Here is a 15,788-nt window from a genome sequence, read left to right as displayed (position 1 = left end):
CTGAGGATGGAATCAATCACGTTACCCGCAGGAGCCCGACGGCTTGAACAGACTCCATACATGGGCCGCCGAACGACTGGCCGGCCCCCTGCTGTTCCTGATGGTGCTGTTCTCGATCCTGCACGGCCTGCAGGCCGGATTCCCGGCCTATGCGGCCGGCGGGCTGGGCTGGCTGGCGGCACTGCTGCTGGCCACCGCGATCAACATGGTGCAGCGTATCCAGGTGATCGCCATGCTGCTGGTGGGCGGAGGCGGGCTGCTCTGGGGCCTGCTTGCCGCTACCCCGGTACCGGTGACCAAGGCGCTCAGCGCCAACCAGGCGATGCTGGCGATGCTCGCTTCGGTCAGCTTTCTGCGTCTGATCACCCAGCCGGCCGTCTGTGACGAGGCCCTGCCCCAGGGCGGGCGGCCGCTCTGGCGCACCCTGTTCGGGGTCCATTTCCTCGGTGCCGTGATCAATATGTCGTCCATTGTGATCATCGGTGACCGGCTCTCCGCCAACCGGCCCCTGACGCCGCAGCAGGCGTGCGTGCTGTCACGCGGCTTTGCCATGGCGGCCTGCTGGTCACCCTTCTTCGCCGCCATGGGTATCGCCCTCTCCAACGCCCCCGGCGCGCAGCTGACCACGCTCTCCACGGTGGGCTTTCCGGTGGCCATGCTGGGGCTGTTGCTGAGCGGCTGGGAACTGACCCGCAACGGCCGCGCCGACGGCTTCCACGGCTACCCGATGCAGTTCAGTGCCTTGTGGCTGCCGGGCCTGCTGGCGCTGCTGCTGATGCTGCTGCACCAGGCCTGGCCGGCCATCCCGATCCTGACCCTGATCTCGGCGCTGTCGCTGACGGTCACCCTGTTGCTGCTGCTATTGCGGCATGGGCGTGCGGGGTTCAGCGCCTATCATCAGCACATCCGGGTCGGCCTGCCGCGCATGTCGGGTGAGCTGCTGCTGTTTCTCGCGGCGGGCGTGCTGGCCACCGGCATCACCACGGCAATTCAGGCCAGTCAGCTGGTGGTGGATGTACAGCGCTTCGCTGCCGCCGAGGCGGGCCTGCTGTTGCTGGCGATGGTGGCGGCCTCGGTGATCGGTATCCATCCGGTGATCAGCATCGCCACCGCCGGGGGCATCCTCGCCCCGCTGGGGGTCGATCCCAACCTGCTCGGCATCACCTTCCTGCTGAGCTGGGCGATCGGCGTCAGCACCACCCCCTTCTCCGGCCTGCACCTGACCATACAGGGGCGCTATCACATCAACGCCTTGAGCCTGCTGCGCTTGAACGCGGGCTTTGCCCTGGTGATGCTGGGGATATCGCTTTTGGCCCTCTATCTCTACGCCGGCGGGTGATCGCCCGCCGCCGTTCCGTTAACGGAAACCCGACTCCCGGGCCTCCGGTCGGCCGTATTTCAGTTCGCTGATGATCTTTTCCGTGCTGGGATTCAGTATGCGGATATTGCAGAAATAGAACTCGGCCAGATCGCTGCGATAGCGGGTGTAGTTGTTCTCTGCAATCGCCTTCCATTCGATGCGGCGCGGCTTGACGAACTCGCCCTTGCCGTTGCCGAAGGCATAGGTCTTGTACTCGTGGGTGGTGCAGCGCATCCCCTCGAAGGCGACATTCTTCGCCCCGGTGCGGGACTTGATCACCACGGTATAGCGCACGATCCCGTCCGCCTCGGTATAGCTGACCGAGTCGGCGTCGATAAAATAGTTGAAGGAGGCGTTCGGACGGGTCACCTGAAACTCGATCAGGTTGTCGTCGTCCGGGAAGGGGGGCAGCTTGGCACCCTGCTCGGACCACTCATACTCCTCCACATTGGGATTGACCGTCTCATGGGGACTATAGAATTTGCTGTCGCCCTTTCTTGCCGTCAAGGGACCACCGCTATCCGCCGCCTGGACAAGCGCCGGCACGACCAGTGACGGTAGCAAAAACAGTAACGCGAGCTTTTTTATAGACATATCGATATATCCCCTTGAGATCCGCTGAGGCTCACCTCACACCTCCGCCAGATCGCCCTTCTCCTGTAACCACGCCTTGCGGTCCGAGGCCCGCTTCTTCGCCAATAGCATATCCATCATGCCGTTGGTGTCGTCTCCGGCATCGATGGTGAGCTGCACCAGGCGCCGGGTATCCGGGTCGATGGTGGTCTCGCGCAGCTGCAGCGGATTCATCTCGCCCAGACCCTTGAAGCGTTGGACACTCACCTTGCCGGTCAGTTTCTCCGCGGCGATCCGGTCCAGCACGCCCTGGCGCTCGGAGTCGTCCAGGGCGTAGAAGATGTGCTTGCCCACGTCGATCCGGTAGAGCGGCGGCATCGCCACGTAGACATGTCCCTCCTGCACCAGCTTGCGGAAATGGCGCAGGAACAGGGCGCACAGCAGGGTGGCGATATGGGCGCCGTCCGAGTCGGCATCCGCCAGGATACAGACCTTGCCGAAGCGCAGCTTGCCGAGGTCATCCGAGCCCGGTTCCACGCCGATCGCCACCGAGATGTCATGCACCTCCTGGGAGGCCAGCACCTCGGCGGAGTCCACTTCCCAGGTGTTGAGGATCTTGCCGCGCAGCGGCATGATCGCCTGGAACTCCCGGTCCCGCGCCTGCTTGGCGGAACCGCCGGCGGAGTCGCCCTCCACCAGGAACAGCTCGCTGCGGGTGGTATCGACGGTGCTGCAGTCTGCCAGCTTGCCCGGCAGCGCCGGCCCCTGGGTGACCTTCTTGCGCAGCACCTTGCGGCCCGCCCGCAGCCGCGACTGGGCGGCATTGATCGCCATGTCGGCGATGCGCTCACCGGCATCGGTATGCTGGTTCAGCCACAGGCTGAAGGCGTCCTTCACCACCCCGGAGACAAAGGCGGCGCACTCGCGGGAAGAGAGGCGCTCCTTGGTCTGGCCGGAGAACTGGGGATCGGACAGTTTCACCGAGAGGATATAGCAGCAGCGGTTCCACACATCCTCCGGCGCCAGCTTGACCCCGCGCGGCAGCAGGTTGCGGAATTCACAGAACTCCCGCACCGCGTCGGTGAGGCCGGAACGCAGCCCGTTGACGTGGGTGCCGCCCAGGGCGGTGGGGATCAGGTTGACATAGCTCTCGGTCACCGCCTCGCCGCCCTCCGGCAGCCAGACCACCGCCCAGTCGGCAGTCTCGGTGTTGCCCGACATGGAGCCGACGAACGGCGGCTCCGGCAGCAGTTCCAGGCCCTGCAGGGCATCCAGCAGATAGTCCTGCAGGCCGTCCTCGTAGTACCACTCGTAGTGGTCGCCACTGTGCTCATCCAGGAACAGCACCTTGAGACCGGGACAGAGCACCGCCTTGGCACGCAGTACATGCAACAGCTGGCGTACCGAGAACTTGCCCGAATCGAAATACTTGGCATCCGGCCAGAAACGCAGCCGGGTGCCGGTGTTGTTCTTGCCGACCCGACCCACCTCCTCCAGTTCGGACGCCTTGTGACCGTCGGCAAAGGCCATGTTGTACTCGGCCCCGCCGCGCTTGACCCAGATCTCCAGATGCTTGGAGAGGGCATTGACCACCGACACTCCGACGCCGTGCAGACCGCCGGAGAACTGGTAGTTCTTGTTGGAGAACTTTCCGCCGGCATGCAGCTTGGTGAGGATCACCTCGACCCCGGGCAACCCCTGCTGCGGGTGGATATCCACCGGCATGCCCCGGCCGTCGTCCTGTACCTGTAGCGAGCCGTCCTTGAACAGGGTCACCTCGATGGTGGTGGCGTGGCCGGCGACCGCCTCGTCCACGCTGTTGTCGATCACCTCCTGGGCGAGATGATTGGGACGCGTGGTATCGGTATACATGCCAGGGCGCTTGCGCACCGGCTCCAGGCCGCTCAGCACCTCAATGGCGGAAGCGTCGTAAGAACTGCTGCTCATGGATAAAAAAACCTGCCTGATTGACTCACGATGGGCCCAGAGTTTACACGCCCCCACGGTGCTATGCGAGGGGCTGGGCGAGCCCCCGGTCGCGGGTGCCGATTGACCGCCACCCCTCCTCTGGTTAAGGTTTACCTATTTACAGCTACAACGAGCCGCACCGTGCCAAAAAAAGAATCCGCAAAAACTGAAAACCACGCGCCTTCGTTCGAACAGGCCCTGAGTGAACTGGAGTCCCTGGTGGAGACCCTGGAACAGGGCGACCTCTCCCTGGAGGAGTCCCTAAAGTCCTTTGAGCGGGGCGTCGCCCTCACCCGCACCTGCCAGCAGGCCCTGAAGGAGGCGGAACAGAAGATCCAGATCCTCACCGACCAGCGCATCGACGCGGAACCGGAAGCGTTTGGCCGTGACGACTGAATCCGCCCTCAAGCAGTACCTGGAGCAGTGCCAGCAGCGGGTGGGTGCCGCCCTGGAACAGCAACTGCCGGCCGACAGCATCCAGCCGCAGCGGCTACACCAGGCGATGCGCTACGCCACCCTGAACGGCGGCAAACGGATCCGCCCGATGCTGGTCTATGCGGCCGGTGCCGCGCTCGGAGTGACGCCGGAACGGCTCGATGGGCCGGCCTGCGCGGTGGAACTGATCCACGCCTACTCGCTGATCCACGATGACCTGCCGGCCATGGATGACGACGATTTGCGGCGCGGCCGCCCCACCTGCCACAAGGCGTTTGACGAGGCCACCGCGATCCTCGCCGGCGACGCCCTGCAGACCCTCGCCTTCAAGGTATTGTGCCGGGAGGAGTTCGCCCCCTTCAGCGCGGATATACGCCTGGCGATGCTGGAGGCCCTGGCCAACGCCAGCGGCTCACGCGGCATGGCCGGCGGTCAGGCCCTGGACCTGGCGGCAGTGGGTCGGCAGATCGACCTGGCCCAGTTGGAGATTATGCATATCCACAAGACCGGTGCGTTGATCCACGCCAGCGTGCGCCTGGGCTGCCTGGCCGCACCCGCCGCCGATCCCGAACAGGTCCGTCGGCTGGAACACTACGCCAACTGCATCGGCCTCGCCTTCCAGGTGCAGGACGATATTCTCGATGTCGAGGGGGATACCGAAACCCTCGGCAAGACCCAGGGCAAGGACCAGGCCAACGGCAAGCCCACCTACCCCTCGCTGATCGGCCTCAAGGGGGCCAAGGAGCTGGCCCGGAGCCTGCGCCAGGACGCCCTGGACAGCCTCGCGGCCCTGGACGGGCAAGCCGATCCGCTGCGCTGGCTGGCCGACTACATCGTCAACCGCGACGTCTGAGCCGACCTACATTCACTTCAACATCAACCCCGCGGGCAACCACGGGGGGTTGCCCCTACAACAACTCGGAGAGCTGTCCCGTAGGGTGGGCACGTAGTTTGTGCCCACGCGGTTATCGCGCGGTATGCATTCCCACGCGGAGAGACTGTGAAAGAATTGCCAAATGACGCGAAAAGGGGGGTACCCAAACCCTTCCCGAGATGGCGATCGCCTCTCTACGGGCTTCTCAGGCGGTCAATTTTTTTGCCGCGTTGATCAGCCTGAATACTTTCACAGTCTCGGAGCATGGGAACGAGAAACACCAGAAGGCTTCAATATTCCAGGCATAGGGGCAGGCCCCGTGCCTGCCCTGTTATCGTCCAACCTCGAGCAATCGGTCAACCACCGGGGGTGGCCCCTACGACAATCCGGTGAGCAGCTCGCGCCGGGTCAGCGGGGCTTCCAGACGCTCGGACAGGGTCGGTCCCTCGTCGAGCGGGGTGGTCTCTGCCACCGCCTCCGTCACCGGCGCATCACCGCCTGCCCACGCCTCGGCGATCTCCCGGCTGTGGGTCGAGACCTCGGAGCGGTTCTCCTCCCGCATCACGCCGCGCATGATCTCGCGCGCCGTCGCCACCGCCAGCTCCTGGGAGTCGAACGGTTGCATGGGCGAGAACAGGGAGCAGGCCTGGTAGCGGCCCTGATTGTGGGCAAGCGCCGGCTCCTCGGCGACGATGAATTCGTACAGGCCGGAGGGGAAGGCATGACTGATCTTTTCCCCCGGCCATTGCTCGGCCAAGCGGTCGTTTTCCGCACCACCCAGCAGGATCAGGTTCATGAACCAGGGGGTGATCAGCACCCCCAACTGGTAGCCGTTCCAGGGCCTGAAGCCCACCGCCTGCACCCGCAGGGCCGGGTTGAGGATCGGCACACCGGCCATCCGGGACTGTTCGATGTGACGGAACAGCCCCTCCAGGCGGAGCACCTCGACCGGCCGCTCGGCCCGGCTCATGGCATCACCATGAAATCGTCCTTGCGGCCGTCGCAGTTGGGACAACTCCAGTCATCGGGCAGCCTGGAGAAAGGGGTCCCCGGCGGGATCTGCCAGTAGCTATCGCCCTCGGCCGGGTCGTAGAGATACCAGCAGATCTTGCACTCCAGCCGCGATGTGTCACTCAGCTTGTCCGCACAGCCGCCATAGGAGCCGGCAAAAAAGGCCGCACTCACCGGTAGATCTCCAGGATCTCGTCCAGCCGCTGGGCGCTGTCGACGATATCCTCCGGCGCGGCACAGGCCACCGCGGGCACGTCGGTCACCTCCAGGGTGTTGAGGATATTGGCATCCTGGGAGTTGAAATACTGCACCCACCAGACATAGCGCGTCGCGGTACTGGTGATGCGGCAGTTGCCGTAACCCCGGGAGAGGATGGTGACCGAACCGGCCCCCAACAACTGGTCGAGAAAGGCCAGGTCCTGCTCGGTCTGGGGCAGCAGGGTCAGGTTGATCACATGGGGTTGGCTGCCGGGGCGGCAGGCGAGGGACTTCTCATCCAGTTCGGCAATCAGCGGTGGCGCGTTCTGCACCCCCTCCGGCAACGGTGCATCCGGCAGGACCAGCTGCTCGGCGGCCGTGGAAAAGGTGGCCTGGCGCACCAGCCCGGGGATGTCCGCCACCTCCAGGGTGTCGCGCAACAGGGTGCCCGCACCATCCAGGTAACGTACCCGCCACAGCCCGGCCAGCACCGACTCCTGGATCCGGGTCTGTGCCTGGCCGGACACCACGATACTCACCTCCCCCTCCCCCAGCAACTGATCCACCAGCGCCAGGTTGGCCGCATCCAGGCCGCCCAACTCGAACAGCGACGGCGGATCGCCGGCCCGGTAGTCGCTCAGCGCGCTCTGCACGTCATCCAGCAGTTGCCGCGCCGCCAGCAGATCCGCCACCACCTCGGGTTCCGGTATCTCCGGCATGGCGAAGGTGGCCATGCCCTCCGGCATCGCCTGGTAATTCAGTTCGGCCCCGTCCGCCTCCGCGGGCTGTGTGCCCATGCCGACGGTCACCGCCGGCAGTTCGTAATAACCCATGATTTACCTCCTCAATTTGCAACCAAAGATGGGTTACGGCACGCCCGACTACCGTGGACGACCGCCAACAACGGTGGCGCGCGCCTCCACCTATCCTACGCACTCTCGCCATGACGCCAAGCACGCCAAGGAAAAACGATCCCTTTCTCTAATCTTTGCGCTCTTGGCGTCTTGGCGAGAGTCCATTTGCCATCAGGCATGCAGAGGCGGGCAAACCGAAAACCTTGGCAGGCGCGCCCCCCATCCACCTACGCCCGACCGGCCGCGGCGGTGATGACCGGGATACCGAGGCCGCGGACATGCAACGGCTCGGCGCCCAGCAGCCGTTCGATCTCGGCCAGGTACTCCCCCCAGTTCTGCACCCGGGTGATCGCCCCCAGGTAGTGCTCCCCGCGGAGGAAGACCAGCGCCGGCCAACTGCTGAAGGGAAAGCGTTTTTGCAGTGGCAACTCCGCCTCCCGCGCCACCACCGCCACCCGAAATCGGCCGGCGAACCTGGCCGCCAGCTCGGGCAGAATCACCGCCACGTCATTGCTCTCCGGATACTGTTTGGGGTCGCCGGTAAAGAACAGCACCGCATGCTCCTGTCCCGCCAGAAACGGTGCCAGGGCGGCCTCGTCCACCACCGGATAGGCCTGCTGCTGGATCATCTGTCTGATCAGTGTTGATGGCATCGGCTTACTCCTCTCTCTCCGCCCTGGCCCGACGATAGGGGTCCAGGTGTTGGTCCAGTCCGACCCGCAGCGGCACCCCTTCCAGGTCGGCCGGTCGATAGGCCACCTGGTAGTCGCCGGAGCGGAGCACCCGTTCGTCACCCAGCCGGCACGCCTGCTCCGGTCCCGGCCGCTCCGACTCGTAACGGGCCATGTCGCCGATGGCGGCGCTGTAGGCGTCCACCGAGGGCGGCCGTGCCCGGCGGCGGACCGCCACCCCCTGGCGCCGCAGATAGGCGACCGCCTCCCGCAGGGCCGGTTCGATCTGTGCCTTCACCACCGGTCGCAGGCTGCCGCCGTAGTCCTCGATCTCTTCCGGCTGCACGCCGATCAGCAGCAGCTGACGCGGGTAGTCGCCGAGCATCTCGGCCAGCGCCAGCACCTCCTGAAAACCGGTCTGGTGCAGGCTCACCTTCTTCACCCCGAGGTATTTCGGCACCGCCTCGCCCTCGATCAGTTTCAGTGTGCCCGGCGGCAGGCCGTAGTCGATGGCGTCGAACACCACCAGCAGCTCGGCCTCGCGCACCTCCTGCACCAGGTAGACTCCCTGGGTGCCGCCATCCAGCACCCGCACATGGGCCGGGGTGTGGTAGCGCTGCTGGAACGCCTCCACCGCCCGCACCCCGAACCCCTCGTCGGCCCACAGCAGGTTGCCGATGCCCAGCACCAGGACCCGTGGCGGCCGGTTGGTTGCCGCGTTCATGGCCGGTCATCCTTGAAGGTGCGCCAGCCGCTGATCATGGTGCTGATCAGGCTCTGGCGCGATACGATGTCCTCGCGGATCGCCACGTAGACATGCAGCATCACGAACACCACGATCACCCACATGCCCCAATGGTGCCACAGGCGCACGTCCTGGCTCTGGCCCAGCAGCGGGATCAGCCAGCCGAACAGGCTGTCCTGCCAGCTGCCCAGCCCGGTCTGCTCGGCATAGAGGGCGAAACCGGTGAGCAGCATGATGAAGCCGCCCACGGTAATAATCGCCACCATGAACAGGTGGGCCAGCGGGTTGTGGCCGACATACTTCTTCGGTTCCTTTTCCAGAAAGGCGTACCAGCGCACCTCGTGCAGCAGCTCCTTCCAGAACCGCGGCCGGTGCAACGGCAGGGTGAACAGTTGCCGCGAATACGCATTGCCCACCAGGGCCCAGTAGATCCGTCCCAGGAAACCGACCGCGAAGATATAGGCGGCGGCAAAGTGGACGAAGCGGATATAGCCCATGAGGAAATGGTCGCTGGCCTCCCCCGACATACTCGGCAGGGGATTCGCCACCAGGTAACCGGTGATCGCCAGCAGGGTGATGGAGAGGGCATTGACCCAGTGCCAGACCCTGACCGGGGCCTCGTACACATAGACCGCGCCCGAGTTGATTTCTGTCTGCATAATCGTGCCTCCTGGGCATTATGACTTGTTCATCAATAACTACTCACGGGGTGATTGGCCTGCCTTGCCGGCCTCACGTGATGGCTTGTCTCCTCGAATCCGACCCGAATGGCACTTACTTAAGCCAAGAACCACCGTCATCCCGGCGCAGGCCGGGATCCAGACTGCTTAATGGTGGCGGTTTTCCTGGATTATTCGCTTCGCTCACCCTTCGGGCCGACTTTCAGTCGTTCAACGCGCTTCGCGCTTTAGTCCGGCCTGCGCCGGAATGACGAAAATCCTGCAATTCGCCTTAAGTAAGTGCCACCAAGATCGGCCAACAAGACAGACCAATCACTTACAGACCGGGTAAGTAGTTACCTCTCCAGATCCTTAACGGACCTTGACCTCGGCCAGCTCCTGGCCATCCTCGCTCATCACGTGGGTGGAGCAGGCGAGGCAGGGATCGAAGCTGTGCAGGGTGCGCAGGATCTCCACCGGCTCCTCCGGGCGTTCCACCCTGGTGTTCATCAGCGAGGCCTCGAAGGCGCCGATGTTGCCCTGCTGATCCCGCGGCGAGCCGTTCCAGGTGGTGGGGACCACGCACTGGTAGTTGGCGATGCGGGTATCCTCGATGCGCAGCCAGTGACCCAGCGCCCCGCGCGGCGCCTCGGAGAAGCCGACCCCCTTGGCCTTGGCCGGCCAGGTCTCCGGGTCCCAGCGCTCCACGTTGGCCGTGGCGCTGTCACCGGCCTTGATGTTGGCCATCATCTTGTCCATGAAGTAGCGCATCTTGTCGGCCGCCCACTGCGCCTCGAGGCCGCGCGCCGCGGTGCGCCCCAGGGTGGAGAAGAGCGCCGTCACCGGCAGGTCCAGGGTCTTGAGGGTGAAGTTGATCTGCTCGGTGATCTCCTTGTCGCCCTTGGCGTAACCGACGATGTAGCGGGCCAGCGGCCCCACCTCCATGGCGTGTCCGCGCCAGCGCGGCGCCTTGATCCAGGAGTACTTGGCCGCCTCGTCGATCTGGCGGATATCGGTCTTGCTGCCCTTGGTGTTGGCGCCCAGCTGGAAGTCGGCCTCGGTGATCCCGTCCCAGGGGTGCAGGCCCTTGGCCCCGTCCGGGTACTTGTACCAGGAGTGGGGCACGAACTCCTGGATCTCCTCGGGATTGCGCAGGTCCACCTCGTGCACCTCTTTCAGGTTGCCGTTGATAATGGCGCCGCGCGGCATCATCAGGTTGTCCGCCGAGTAGTCGTTGGCGCGATCCGGAATGTCGCCATAGGCCAGCACATTCATGCTGGCCAGGCCGCCGCCGTAGGTCCAGCCCTTGTAGAAACCGGCAATCGCCAGCAGGTCCGGCACGTAGACGTTGTTAACGAACTCCCGCACCTGGTCGATGATCGAGGAGATCTGGTTCAGGTTGACCATGTTCAGCGCCCCAACCGCGCCGATGCCATCCATGTTGATGGCACAGGGCACGCCGCCCACCAGCCAGTTGGGGTGGGGGTCCTTGCCGCCGAAGATGGTGCGGATCTTGACGATCTCCTTCTGGAAGTCGAGCGCCTCCAGGTAGTGGGTGACCGCCATCAGGTCCACCTCCGGCGGCAGCAGGTAGGCCGGGTTGGTCCAGTAGCCGTTCTTGAACGGCCCCAACTGGCCGGACTCGACAAACTTCTTCAGCCGGTTCTGGATATCGCGGAAATAACCCGGCGAGGAGAGCGCGTGCCGCGGGGAGATCTTCTGCTGCAGCTCCGAGGTCGCCTTGGGGTCCGCCTTCAGGGCATTGACCGGGTTGACCCAGTCCAGGGCGTGCAGGTGGTAGAAGTGCACCAGGTGGTCGTGGGCCTGCAGGGCCAGCTGCATGATGTTGCGGATCGAGTTGGCGTTCTCCGGGATCTGGATGTTCAGCGCATCCTCCACCGCCCGCACCGAGGTGAGGGCGTGGGTGCCGGTGCAGACGCCGCAGATGCGCTGGGTGAAGGCCCAGGCATCGCGCGGATCGCGTCCCTTGAGAATCACCTCCAGACCGCGCCACATGGTGCCGGTGGAGACGGCGTTGCGGATCACGTTGTTCTCGTCCACGTTCACTTCGCAGCGCATGTGGCCCTCGATCCGGGTGACCGGGTCCACCACCACGCGCCTGCCGGAGTCGTCCAGGGAAAAACCGTTGGGTGTCTGTTTGATGCTCATTGATCCTGCTCCCCTTTGTGCTGAGCCTGTTTGATGGCGGTGACCGCCAGGTGGGCCGCAGCGGCAGCGCCCACGGTGCCGGCGGCGGCGAAGCCCACCTTGTCGGCGTTGGCCTCGATACCGAACTGGTGGGTATCGGTCACCCGGTCATAGAAGCTGCCCTTGTCCCAGAAACCGTCCTCGGAACAGCCGATGCAGCCGTGCCCGGCCTGGATCGGGAACGACAGGCCGCCGTTCCAGCGTATGGTGGAGCAGGCGTTGTAGGTGGTGGGGCCCTTGCAGCCCATCTTGTAGAGGCAGTAACCCTTGCGTGCCGCCTCGTCATCCCACTGCTCGACAAACTGGCCGGCATCGAAATGGGGACGCCGGTAACACTTGTCGTGGATGCGCTGGCTGTAGAACATCAGCGGGCGCCCCTGCCGGTCCAGCTCGGGGAAGCGCTCGAAGGTGAGGATGTAGGTGATCACCGCGGTCATCACCTCGGCGATGGGCGGACAGCCCGGCACCTTGATGATCGGCTTGTCCGCCAGCCCCGGCACCTTGTGCACCGGGGTGGCGCGGGTCGGATTGGGGCGCGCCGCCTGCACGCAGCCCCAGGAGGCGCAGGAGCCCCAGGAGATGATCGCCTTGCAGTGTTCCGCCGCCTTGCGCAGCTGCTCCACGAACGGCTTGCCGCCGATGATGCAGTACATGCCGTCCTCGTCCAGCGGCGGGTTGCCCTCCACCGCCAGGATGTAGTTGCCGTCGTACTTCTCGATGATCTCCTCGATGATCGCCTCGGCCTCGTGGCCGGCGGCGGCCATAATGGTGTCGTCGTAGTCCAGCGAGATCATCGACAGCACCACGTCCTTGGCCAGCGGATGGGCCGAACGGATGAACGACTCGGAGCAGCAGGTGCACTCCAGGCCGTGCAGCCAAAGCACCGGAATCCGCGGCTTGGTCTCCATCGCCTCGGCGATGGTCGGCGCGAAGGCCGGCCCCAGTCCCAGCGCCGAGGCGGTCAGACTGCAATATTTCAAAAAACTGCGGCGGGTGATCCCCTGGCGCCGCATCACTTCGTAAAAGGTCTCTCTCATTTCCCGACTCCTCCAGTGCATGGGTGGGTGGCGCGGCATTATTCGGAACTTGTGCCGCATCCTGGGGAGCCGGGATTGCAACGCCTATGCCAAACCGATTTTTCTGATATTTATCAGTTTCTTGTCGGTTGATGGATATTTTCCTCAATAGCAACAAGTGGTTAGTAGGATTGCGTAATCGGTCAGCCGGCTGAAAACCACTATTCCACTGCAATACCAAGGTAATAGGTCGATAATAGACGCCATCGGCAACTATTCCGCGGCGCAACCATCCAAAGGGTTATCCCGGCCGGCTTAATACTCACGGCGAATACACCTATCTTATTGATAATATTTGTTTTTATAAGTTAAATCCGGGACATTAACCGATACTGATGTTGCACAGAACCATGCCAGCCATCATAATTCCGGGCTCCCTGACGACCGCCTGGGCTGGCGAGGGGGCAAAACCCGGCAAACCGCCGGTATTCGCCAGTCGTCAAACAGGGTAAATTGCAAGTCAGGGCATAATTGTTGGATGCGTAGGCCGGATCGTGTGCGCACCGTTGTAGCGAGGAACAGAGACAGTGACGACCACCACTGAAATTGCCGACGTACAGAGCAGCGCCGATACCCGGCAGATCGCCATCAACAAGGTGGGGATCAAAGACATCCGCCATCCGGTGCGGGTCAAAGACCGCAGTGATGGGGAACAGCACACCATCGCCACCTTCAACATGTATGTGAACCTGCCCCATAACTTCAAGGGCACCCACATGTCGCGCTTCGTGGAGATCCTCAACTCCCACGAGAAGGAGATCAGCATCGACAACTTCAAGGTGATGCTGTCCGAGATGGCCGAGAAGCTGGAGGCCGAGTCGGGCCACATCGAGATGAACTTCCCCTATTTCATCAACAAGACCGCCCCGATCTCCGGCGTGCAGAGCCTGCTGGACTACGACGTCACCTTCATCGGCGAGGTGCATCACGGCAAGCCGATCACCTACATCAAGGTCCAGGTACCGGTCACCAGCCTCTGCCCCTGCTCCAAGAAGATCTCCGACCGCGGCGCCCACAACCAGCGCTCCCACGTCACCGTTCAGGTGCGCACCTGCGGCTTTGTCTGGGTCGAGGAGATCATCGACCTGATCGAGGGCCAGGCCTCCTGCGAACTTTACGGCCTGCTGAAACGGCCGGATGAGAAGTTCGTCACCGAGCGCGCCTACGACAACCCCAAGTTCGTCGAAGACATGGTGCGCGACGTGGCCGGCATGCTGGACCAGGACGATCGCTTCTGCGCCTATATCGTCGAGTCGGAAAACTTCGAGTCCATCCACAACCATTCGGCCTACGCGCTGATCGAGCGGGACAAGGAAGCCGAGTAACGGACTCCATCCAGTGGACACCCAAAGGGCGCCGCCAGGCGCCCTTTTTCTTTTTGGACTGCCTGGCGTGCCCCCGATCCCTTCACTCACGGGACCATTTACAGACTCGATTCACGGGACCGGTGTGAGCTGATCCACTGGCGGATCTGAATTCACCACTCACAGACGATGGCCCTGCTTTCCGCCTTCAGCATCGCCCTCGGCGGCGGCTCACCAGATCAGCCACCAGCCCAGCGCCACCCCGCTGAGCGCACTCACCAGCAGCGGGATCCCGACCAACAGCCCGACCCGGCCGCCGCCGATGATGCTGGCCAGTCCCGCCTTGGTCAGGCTGTTGGCGGACGCCGCGATCACCAGCCCAATAGCCACCACCCGCAGATCCACCTCGGCGGCCCTCATACGCGCCAGGGAGAGGGTGATGGCATCCACATCGGCCACCCCCGAGGCGGCCGCCAGGGCGAGCAGCCCGGCATCGCCGAACCACTCCTTCAGTGCCTTGCCCAGCAGCATCACCAGGGCCAGCAGCAGCCCGAACACGACCGCGGTTTTCAGCTCCAGGGGATTTTTCAGGGGAGAGACCATCTCCGTATCCTGACGCCGGTGCAGCCGCCAGTAGAACAACACCGGCAGATAGACCAGCAGCGCCATCACCAGCGTCGGCAACAGCAGGGGTTCGAACAGGCGCGGATTGAGCGCGGAGGCGAGCAGCAGCATGCGCGGAAACATGGTCCCGCAGGCAAACAGTATGCCCATGGAAAGTATCGGTCCCATGGCCCGGTCGCTGCGCGACAGGCGTGAGAAATGCAGGGTCAGCGCGGTGGAGGAGGCCAGGCCGCCGAACAGCCCGGTGAACAGGGTGCCGTGGCGGGCACCGCCTATCTTGACCGCGAAATAACCCACGAAGGAGATCGAGGCGATCAACACCACCATCCACCAGATGGCATAGGGATTGAGCGCCTCCCAGGGGCCAAAGCCGCGGTTCGGCAAGGCCGGCAGCAGCACCACTGAAATCAGCAACAGCTTGATCCCGGCGTGCAGCTCCTTCTGTTCCAGCGTACGCACCCAGCGGTGCAGCTGCGGCTTGTAACTGAGCAGCAGGGCGGTGACCACGGCCAGGGCGGAGGCGACCACCACCTCGCCCATGACCGCCATGGCCCCCAACAGGAAGGTCAGCAGGCCGGTCACCAGGCTGGTGATGCCGACATCGTTCTCGCGTTGCAGATTGACCGCGTAGACCGCCGTCAGGACCCCGGCCAGGGCGACAAACATCAGCCCCAGGGAGATGGGGCCGACCTTCTCGGAGAGCAGCGCCGCACAGCCGCCCAGCAGTCCGATCAGGCCATAGGTGCGCACCCCCGCGATGCGTTCCCCCTCTTCCGCCTTGCGTTCCCGCCAGCCGCGCTCGACGCCGATCAGCAGGCCAATGGCCAGGGCAACACCCAGAAAGTAGAAAGTGGAGAAATCCTCACCCATGCGCCGTTCCCGGATCCGCCATGCACCTTAACAGCCTAGCCCGAATATAGACGTCAGGCCACGGACGGGGTTGAATAGCCTATGTACCAATCAGGTATTGCCCGAGGGGCGGTGCTTTTGCAGCAGCGACTTTGGTTGCGATCTTCTTGGCGGAGCCGCTCCTACGGGTAATCACCAAAATACATCAACACCAACAAATAACTTGGACCGAACCTTAAGCGGCGTAGCCTGGATGAAGCCGCCACCACCGAAGCGGGAAGTACCGTATATGCTCACGGCGGCGCAATCCGGGGAGTGGAGCAGACGCCGTGCGATGCCCCGGATTTCACCCGTCCGGGGCGGGGAGTCTGTCGGGCTT

At 63.9% G+C, this 15,788-nt stretch carries 15 protein-coding genes; 4 read left to right on the top strand and 11 right to left on the bottom strand.

Annotated features, from left to right (window positions below):
• Positions 1–43: 43 nt before the first annotated feature.
• On the top strand, positions 44–1,339 hold the full coding sequence (locus tag O9K64_RS06390) for a hypothetical protein (RefSeq protein WP_275097243.1): 1,296 nt from the start codon (positions 44–46) through the stop codon (positions 1,337–1,339).
• A gap of 18 nt (positions 1,340–1,357) precedes the next feature.
• Here the strand turns inward: O9K64_RS06390 and O9K64_RS06385 are convergent, their stop codons facing one another.
• Both O9K64_RS06385 and parE read right to left on the bottom strand, forming a co-directional pair.
• Positions 1,358–1,954 (bottom strand): CNP1-like family protein, encoded by a 597-nt coding sequence (locus tag O9K64_RS06385; protein WP_275097242.1) that lies wholly within the window; start codon positions 1,952–1,954, stop codon positions 1,358–1,360.
• A 36-nt stretch (positions 1,955–1,990) separates the two neighbouring features.
• On the bottom strand, positions 1,991–3,880 hold the full coding sequence (gene parE, locus O9K64_RS06380) for a DNA topoisomerase IV subunit B (RefSeq protein WP_275097241.1): 1,890 nt from the start codon (positions 3,878–3,880) through the stop codon (positions 1,991–1,993).
• A gap of 162 nt (positions 3,881–4,042) precedes the next feature.
• Here parE and O9K64_RS06375 point away from each other — a divergent pair, with 162 nt between their 5' ends.
• Both O9K64_RS06375 and ispA read left to right on the top strand, forming a co-directional pair.
• The gene (locus O9K64_RS06375; protein WP_275097240.1) at positions 4,043–4,297 is read left to right on the top strand and encodes an exodeoxyribonuclease VII small subunit; all 255 of its coding nucleotides are present in this window, start codon (positions 4,043–4,045) and stop codon (positions 4,295–4,297) included.
• Entirely contained in the window at positions 4,287–5,189 is a 903-nt protein-coding gene (ispA, locus tag O9K64_RS06370) for a (2E,6E)-farnesyl diphosphate synthase (RefSeq protein WP_275097239.1), read from the top strand. Before O9K64_RS06375 ends, ispA begins: the two co-directional genes overlap by 11 nt.
• Positions 5,190–5,586: 397 nt before the next feature.
• On the opposite strand, the gene hybE is transcribed toward ispA, so the two are convergent.
• The 8 genes from hybE to O9K64_RS06330 all read right to left on the bottom strand — a co-directional run bounded on the left by hybE (position 5,587) and on the right by O9K64_RS06330 (position 12,593).
• Positions 5,587–6,180 carry a [NiFe]-hydrogenase assembly chaperone HybE gene (hybE, locus tag O9K64_RS06365; RefSeq protein WP_275097238.1) on the bottom strand — a complete coding sequence of 198 codons (594 nt, stop codon included), beginning with the start codon at positions 6,178–6,180 and terminating at the stop codon, positions 5,587–5,589.
• Positions 6,177–6,395 carry a rubredoxin gene (locus O9K64_RS06360; RefSeq protein ID WP_275097237.1) on the bottom strand — a complete coding sequence of 73 codons (219 nt, stop codon included), beginning with the start codon at positions 6,393–6,395 and terminating at the stop codon, positions 6,177–6,179. The genes hybE and O9K64_RS06360 overlap by 4 nt, the downstream gene beginning before the upstream one ends.
• The gene (locus O9K64_RS06355) at positions 6,392–7,252 is read right to left on the bottom strand and encodes a hydrogenase expression/formation protein (protein ID WP_275097236.1); all 861 of its coding nucleotides are present in this window, start codon (positions 7,250–7,252) and stop codon (positions 6,392–6,394) included. The genes O9K64_RS06360 and O9K64_RS06355 overlap by 4 nt, the downstream gene beginning before the upstream one ends.
• Positions 7,253–7,500: 248 nt before the next feature.
• Positions 7,501–7,926, bottom strand: coding sequence for a hydrogenase-1 expression HyaE (locus tag O9K64_RS06350; protein ID WP_275097235.1), 426 nt, complete (start codon positions 7,924–7,926; stop codon positions 7,501–7,503).
• Positions 7,927–7,930: 4 nt separating this feature from the next.
• Positions 7,931–8,668, bottom strand: coding sequence for a HyaD/HybD family hydrogenase maturation endopeptidase (locus O9K64_RS06345; protein ID WP_275097234.1), 738 nt, complete (start codon positions 8,666–8,668; stop codon positions 7,931–7,933).
• Entirely contained in the window at positions 8,665–9,348 is a 684-nt protein-coding gene (gene cybH / locus O9K64_RS06340; protein WP_275097233.1) for a Ni/Fe-hydrogenase, b-type cytochrome subunit, read from the bottom strand. Before cybH ends, O9K64_RS06345 begins: the two co-directional genes overlap by 4 nt.
• Positions 9,349–9,720: 372 nt before the next feature.
• On the bottom strand, positions 9,721–11,517 hold the full coding sequence (locus tag O9K64_RS06335; RefSeq protein WP_275097232.1) for a nickel-dependent hydrogenase large subunit: 1,797 nt from the start codon (positions 11,515–11,517) through the stop codon (positions 9,721–9,723).
• A complete protein-coding gene (locus tag O9K64_RS06330) occupies positions 11,514–12,593 on the bottom strand; it encodes a hydrogenase small subunit (RefSeq protein ID WP_275097231.1) in 1,080 nt (359 codons plus the stop codon). Before O9K64_RS06330 ends, O9K64_RS06335 begins: the two co-directional genes overlap by 4 nt.
• Positions 12,594–13,159: 566 nt before the next feature.
• Between O9K64_RS06330 and folE2 the strand changes: the two genes are divergently transcribed.
• Positions 13,160–13,957, top strand: a complete 798-nt coding sequence (gene folE2 / locus O9K64_RS06325; RefSeq protein ID WP_275097230.1) for a GTP cyclohydrolase FolE2 — start codon at positions 13,160–13,162, stop codon at positions 13,955–13,957.
• Between the two features lie 210 nt (positions 13,958–14,167).
• On the opposite strand, the gene O9K64_RS06320 is transcribed toward folE2, so the two are convergent.
• Complete coding sequence (locus O9K64_RS06320; RefSeq protein WP_275097229.1) at positions 14,168–15,430, bottom strand: MgtC/SapB family protein; 1,263 nt, start codon at positions 15,428–15,430, stop codon at positions 14,168–14,170.
• Positions 15,431–15,788: the final 358 nt, after the last annotated feature.

The sequence above is a fragment of the Sedimenticola hydrogenitrophicus genome (assembly GCF_029017505.1).
GTDB lineage: Bacteria > Pseudomonadota > Gammaproteobacteria > Chromatiales > Chromatiaceae > Sedimenticola > Sedimenticola hydrogenitrophicus_A.
This window is presented reverse-complemented; position numbering and strand designations above follow the sequence as displayed.

What these genes read in the sequence shown, in the direction of transcription:
- O9K64_RS06385 (WP_275097242.1), bottom strand. Translation starts at nt 1,954, where the DNA reads ATGTCTATAAAAAAGCTCGCGTTACTGTTTTTGCTACCGTCACTGGTC.
- parE (WP_275097241.1), bottom strand. Translation starts at nt 3,880, where the DNA reads ATGAGCAGCAGTTCTTACGACGCTTCCGCCATTGAGGTGCTGAGCGGC.
- hybE (WP_275097238.1), bottom strand. Translation starts at nt 6,180, where the DNA reads ATGAGCCGGGCCGAGCGGCCGGTCGAGGTGCTCCGCCTGGAGGGGCTG.
- O9K64_RS06355 (WP_275097236.1), bottom strand. Translation starts at nt 7,252, where the DNA reads ATGGGTTATTACGAACTGCCGGCGGTGACCGTCGGCATGGGCACACAG.
- O9K64_RS06350 (WP_275097235.1), bottom strand. Translation starts at nt 7,926, where the DNA reads ATGCCATCAACACTGATCAGACAGATGATCCAGCAGCAGGCCTATCCG.
- O9K64_RS06345 (WP_275097234.1), bottom strand. Translation starts at nt 8,668, where the DNA reads ATGAACGCGGCAACCAACCGGCCGCCACGGGTCCTGGTGCTGGGCATC.
- cybH (WP_275097233.1), bottom strand. Translation starts at nt 9,348, where the DNA reads ATGCAGACAGAAATCAACTCGGGCGCGGTCTATGTGTACGAGGCCCCG.
- O9K64_RS06335 (WP_275097232.1), bottom strand. Translation starts at nt 11,517, where the DNA reads ATGAGCATCAAACAGACACCCAACGGTTTTTCCCTGGACGACTCCGGC.
- O9K64_RS06330 (WP_275097231.1), bottom strand. Translation starts at nt 12,593, where the DNA reads ATGAGAGAGACCTTTTACGAAGTGATGCGGCGCCAGGGGATCACCCGC.
- O9K64_RS06320 (WP_275097229.1), bottom strand. Translation starts at nt 15,430, where the DNA reads ATGGGTGAGGATTTCTCCACTTTCTACTTTCTGGGTGTTGCCCTGGCC.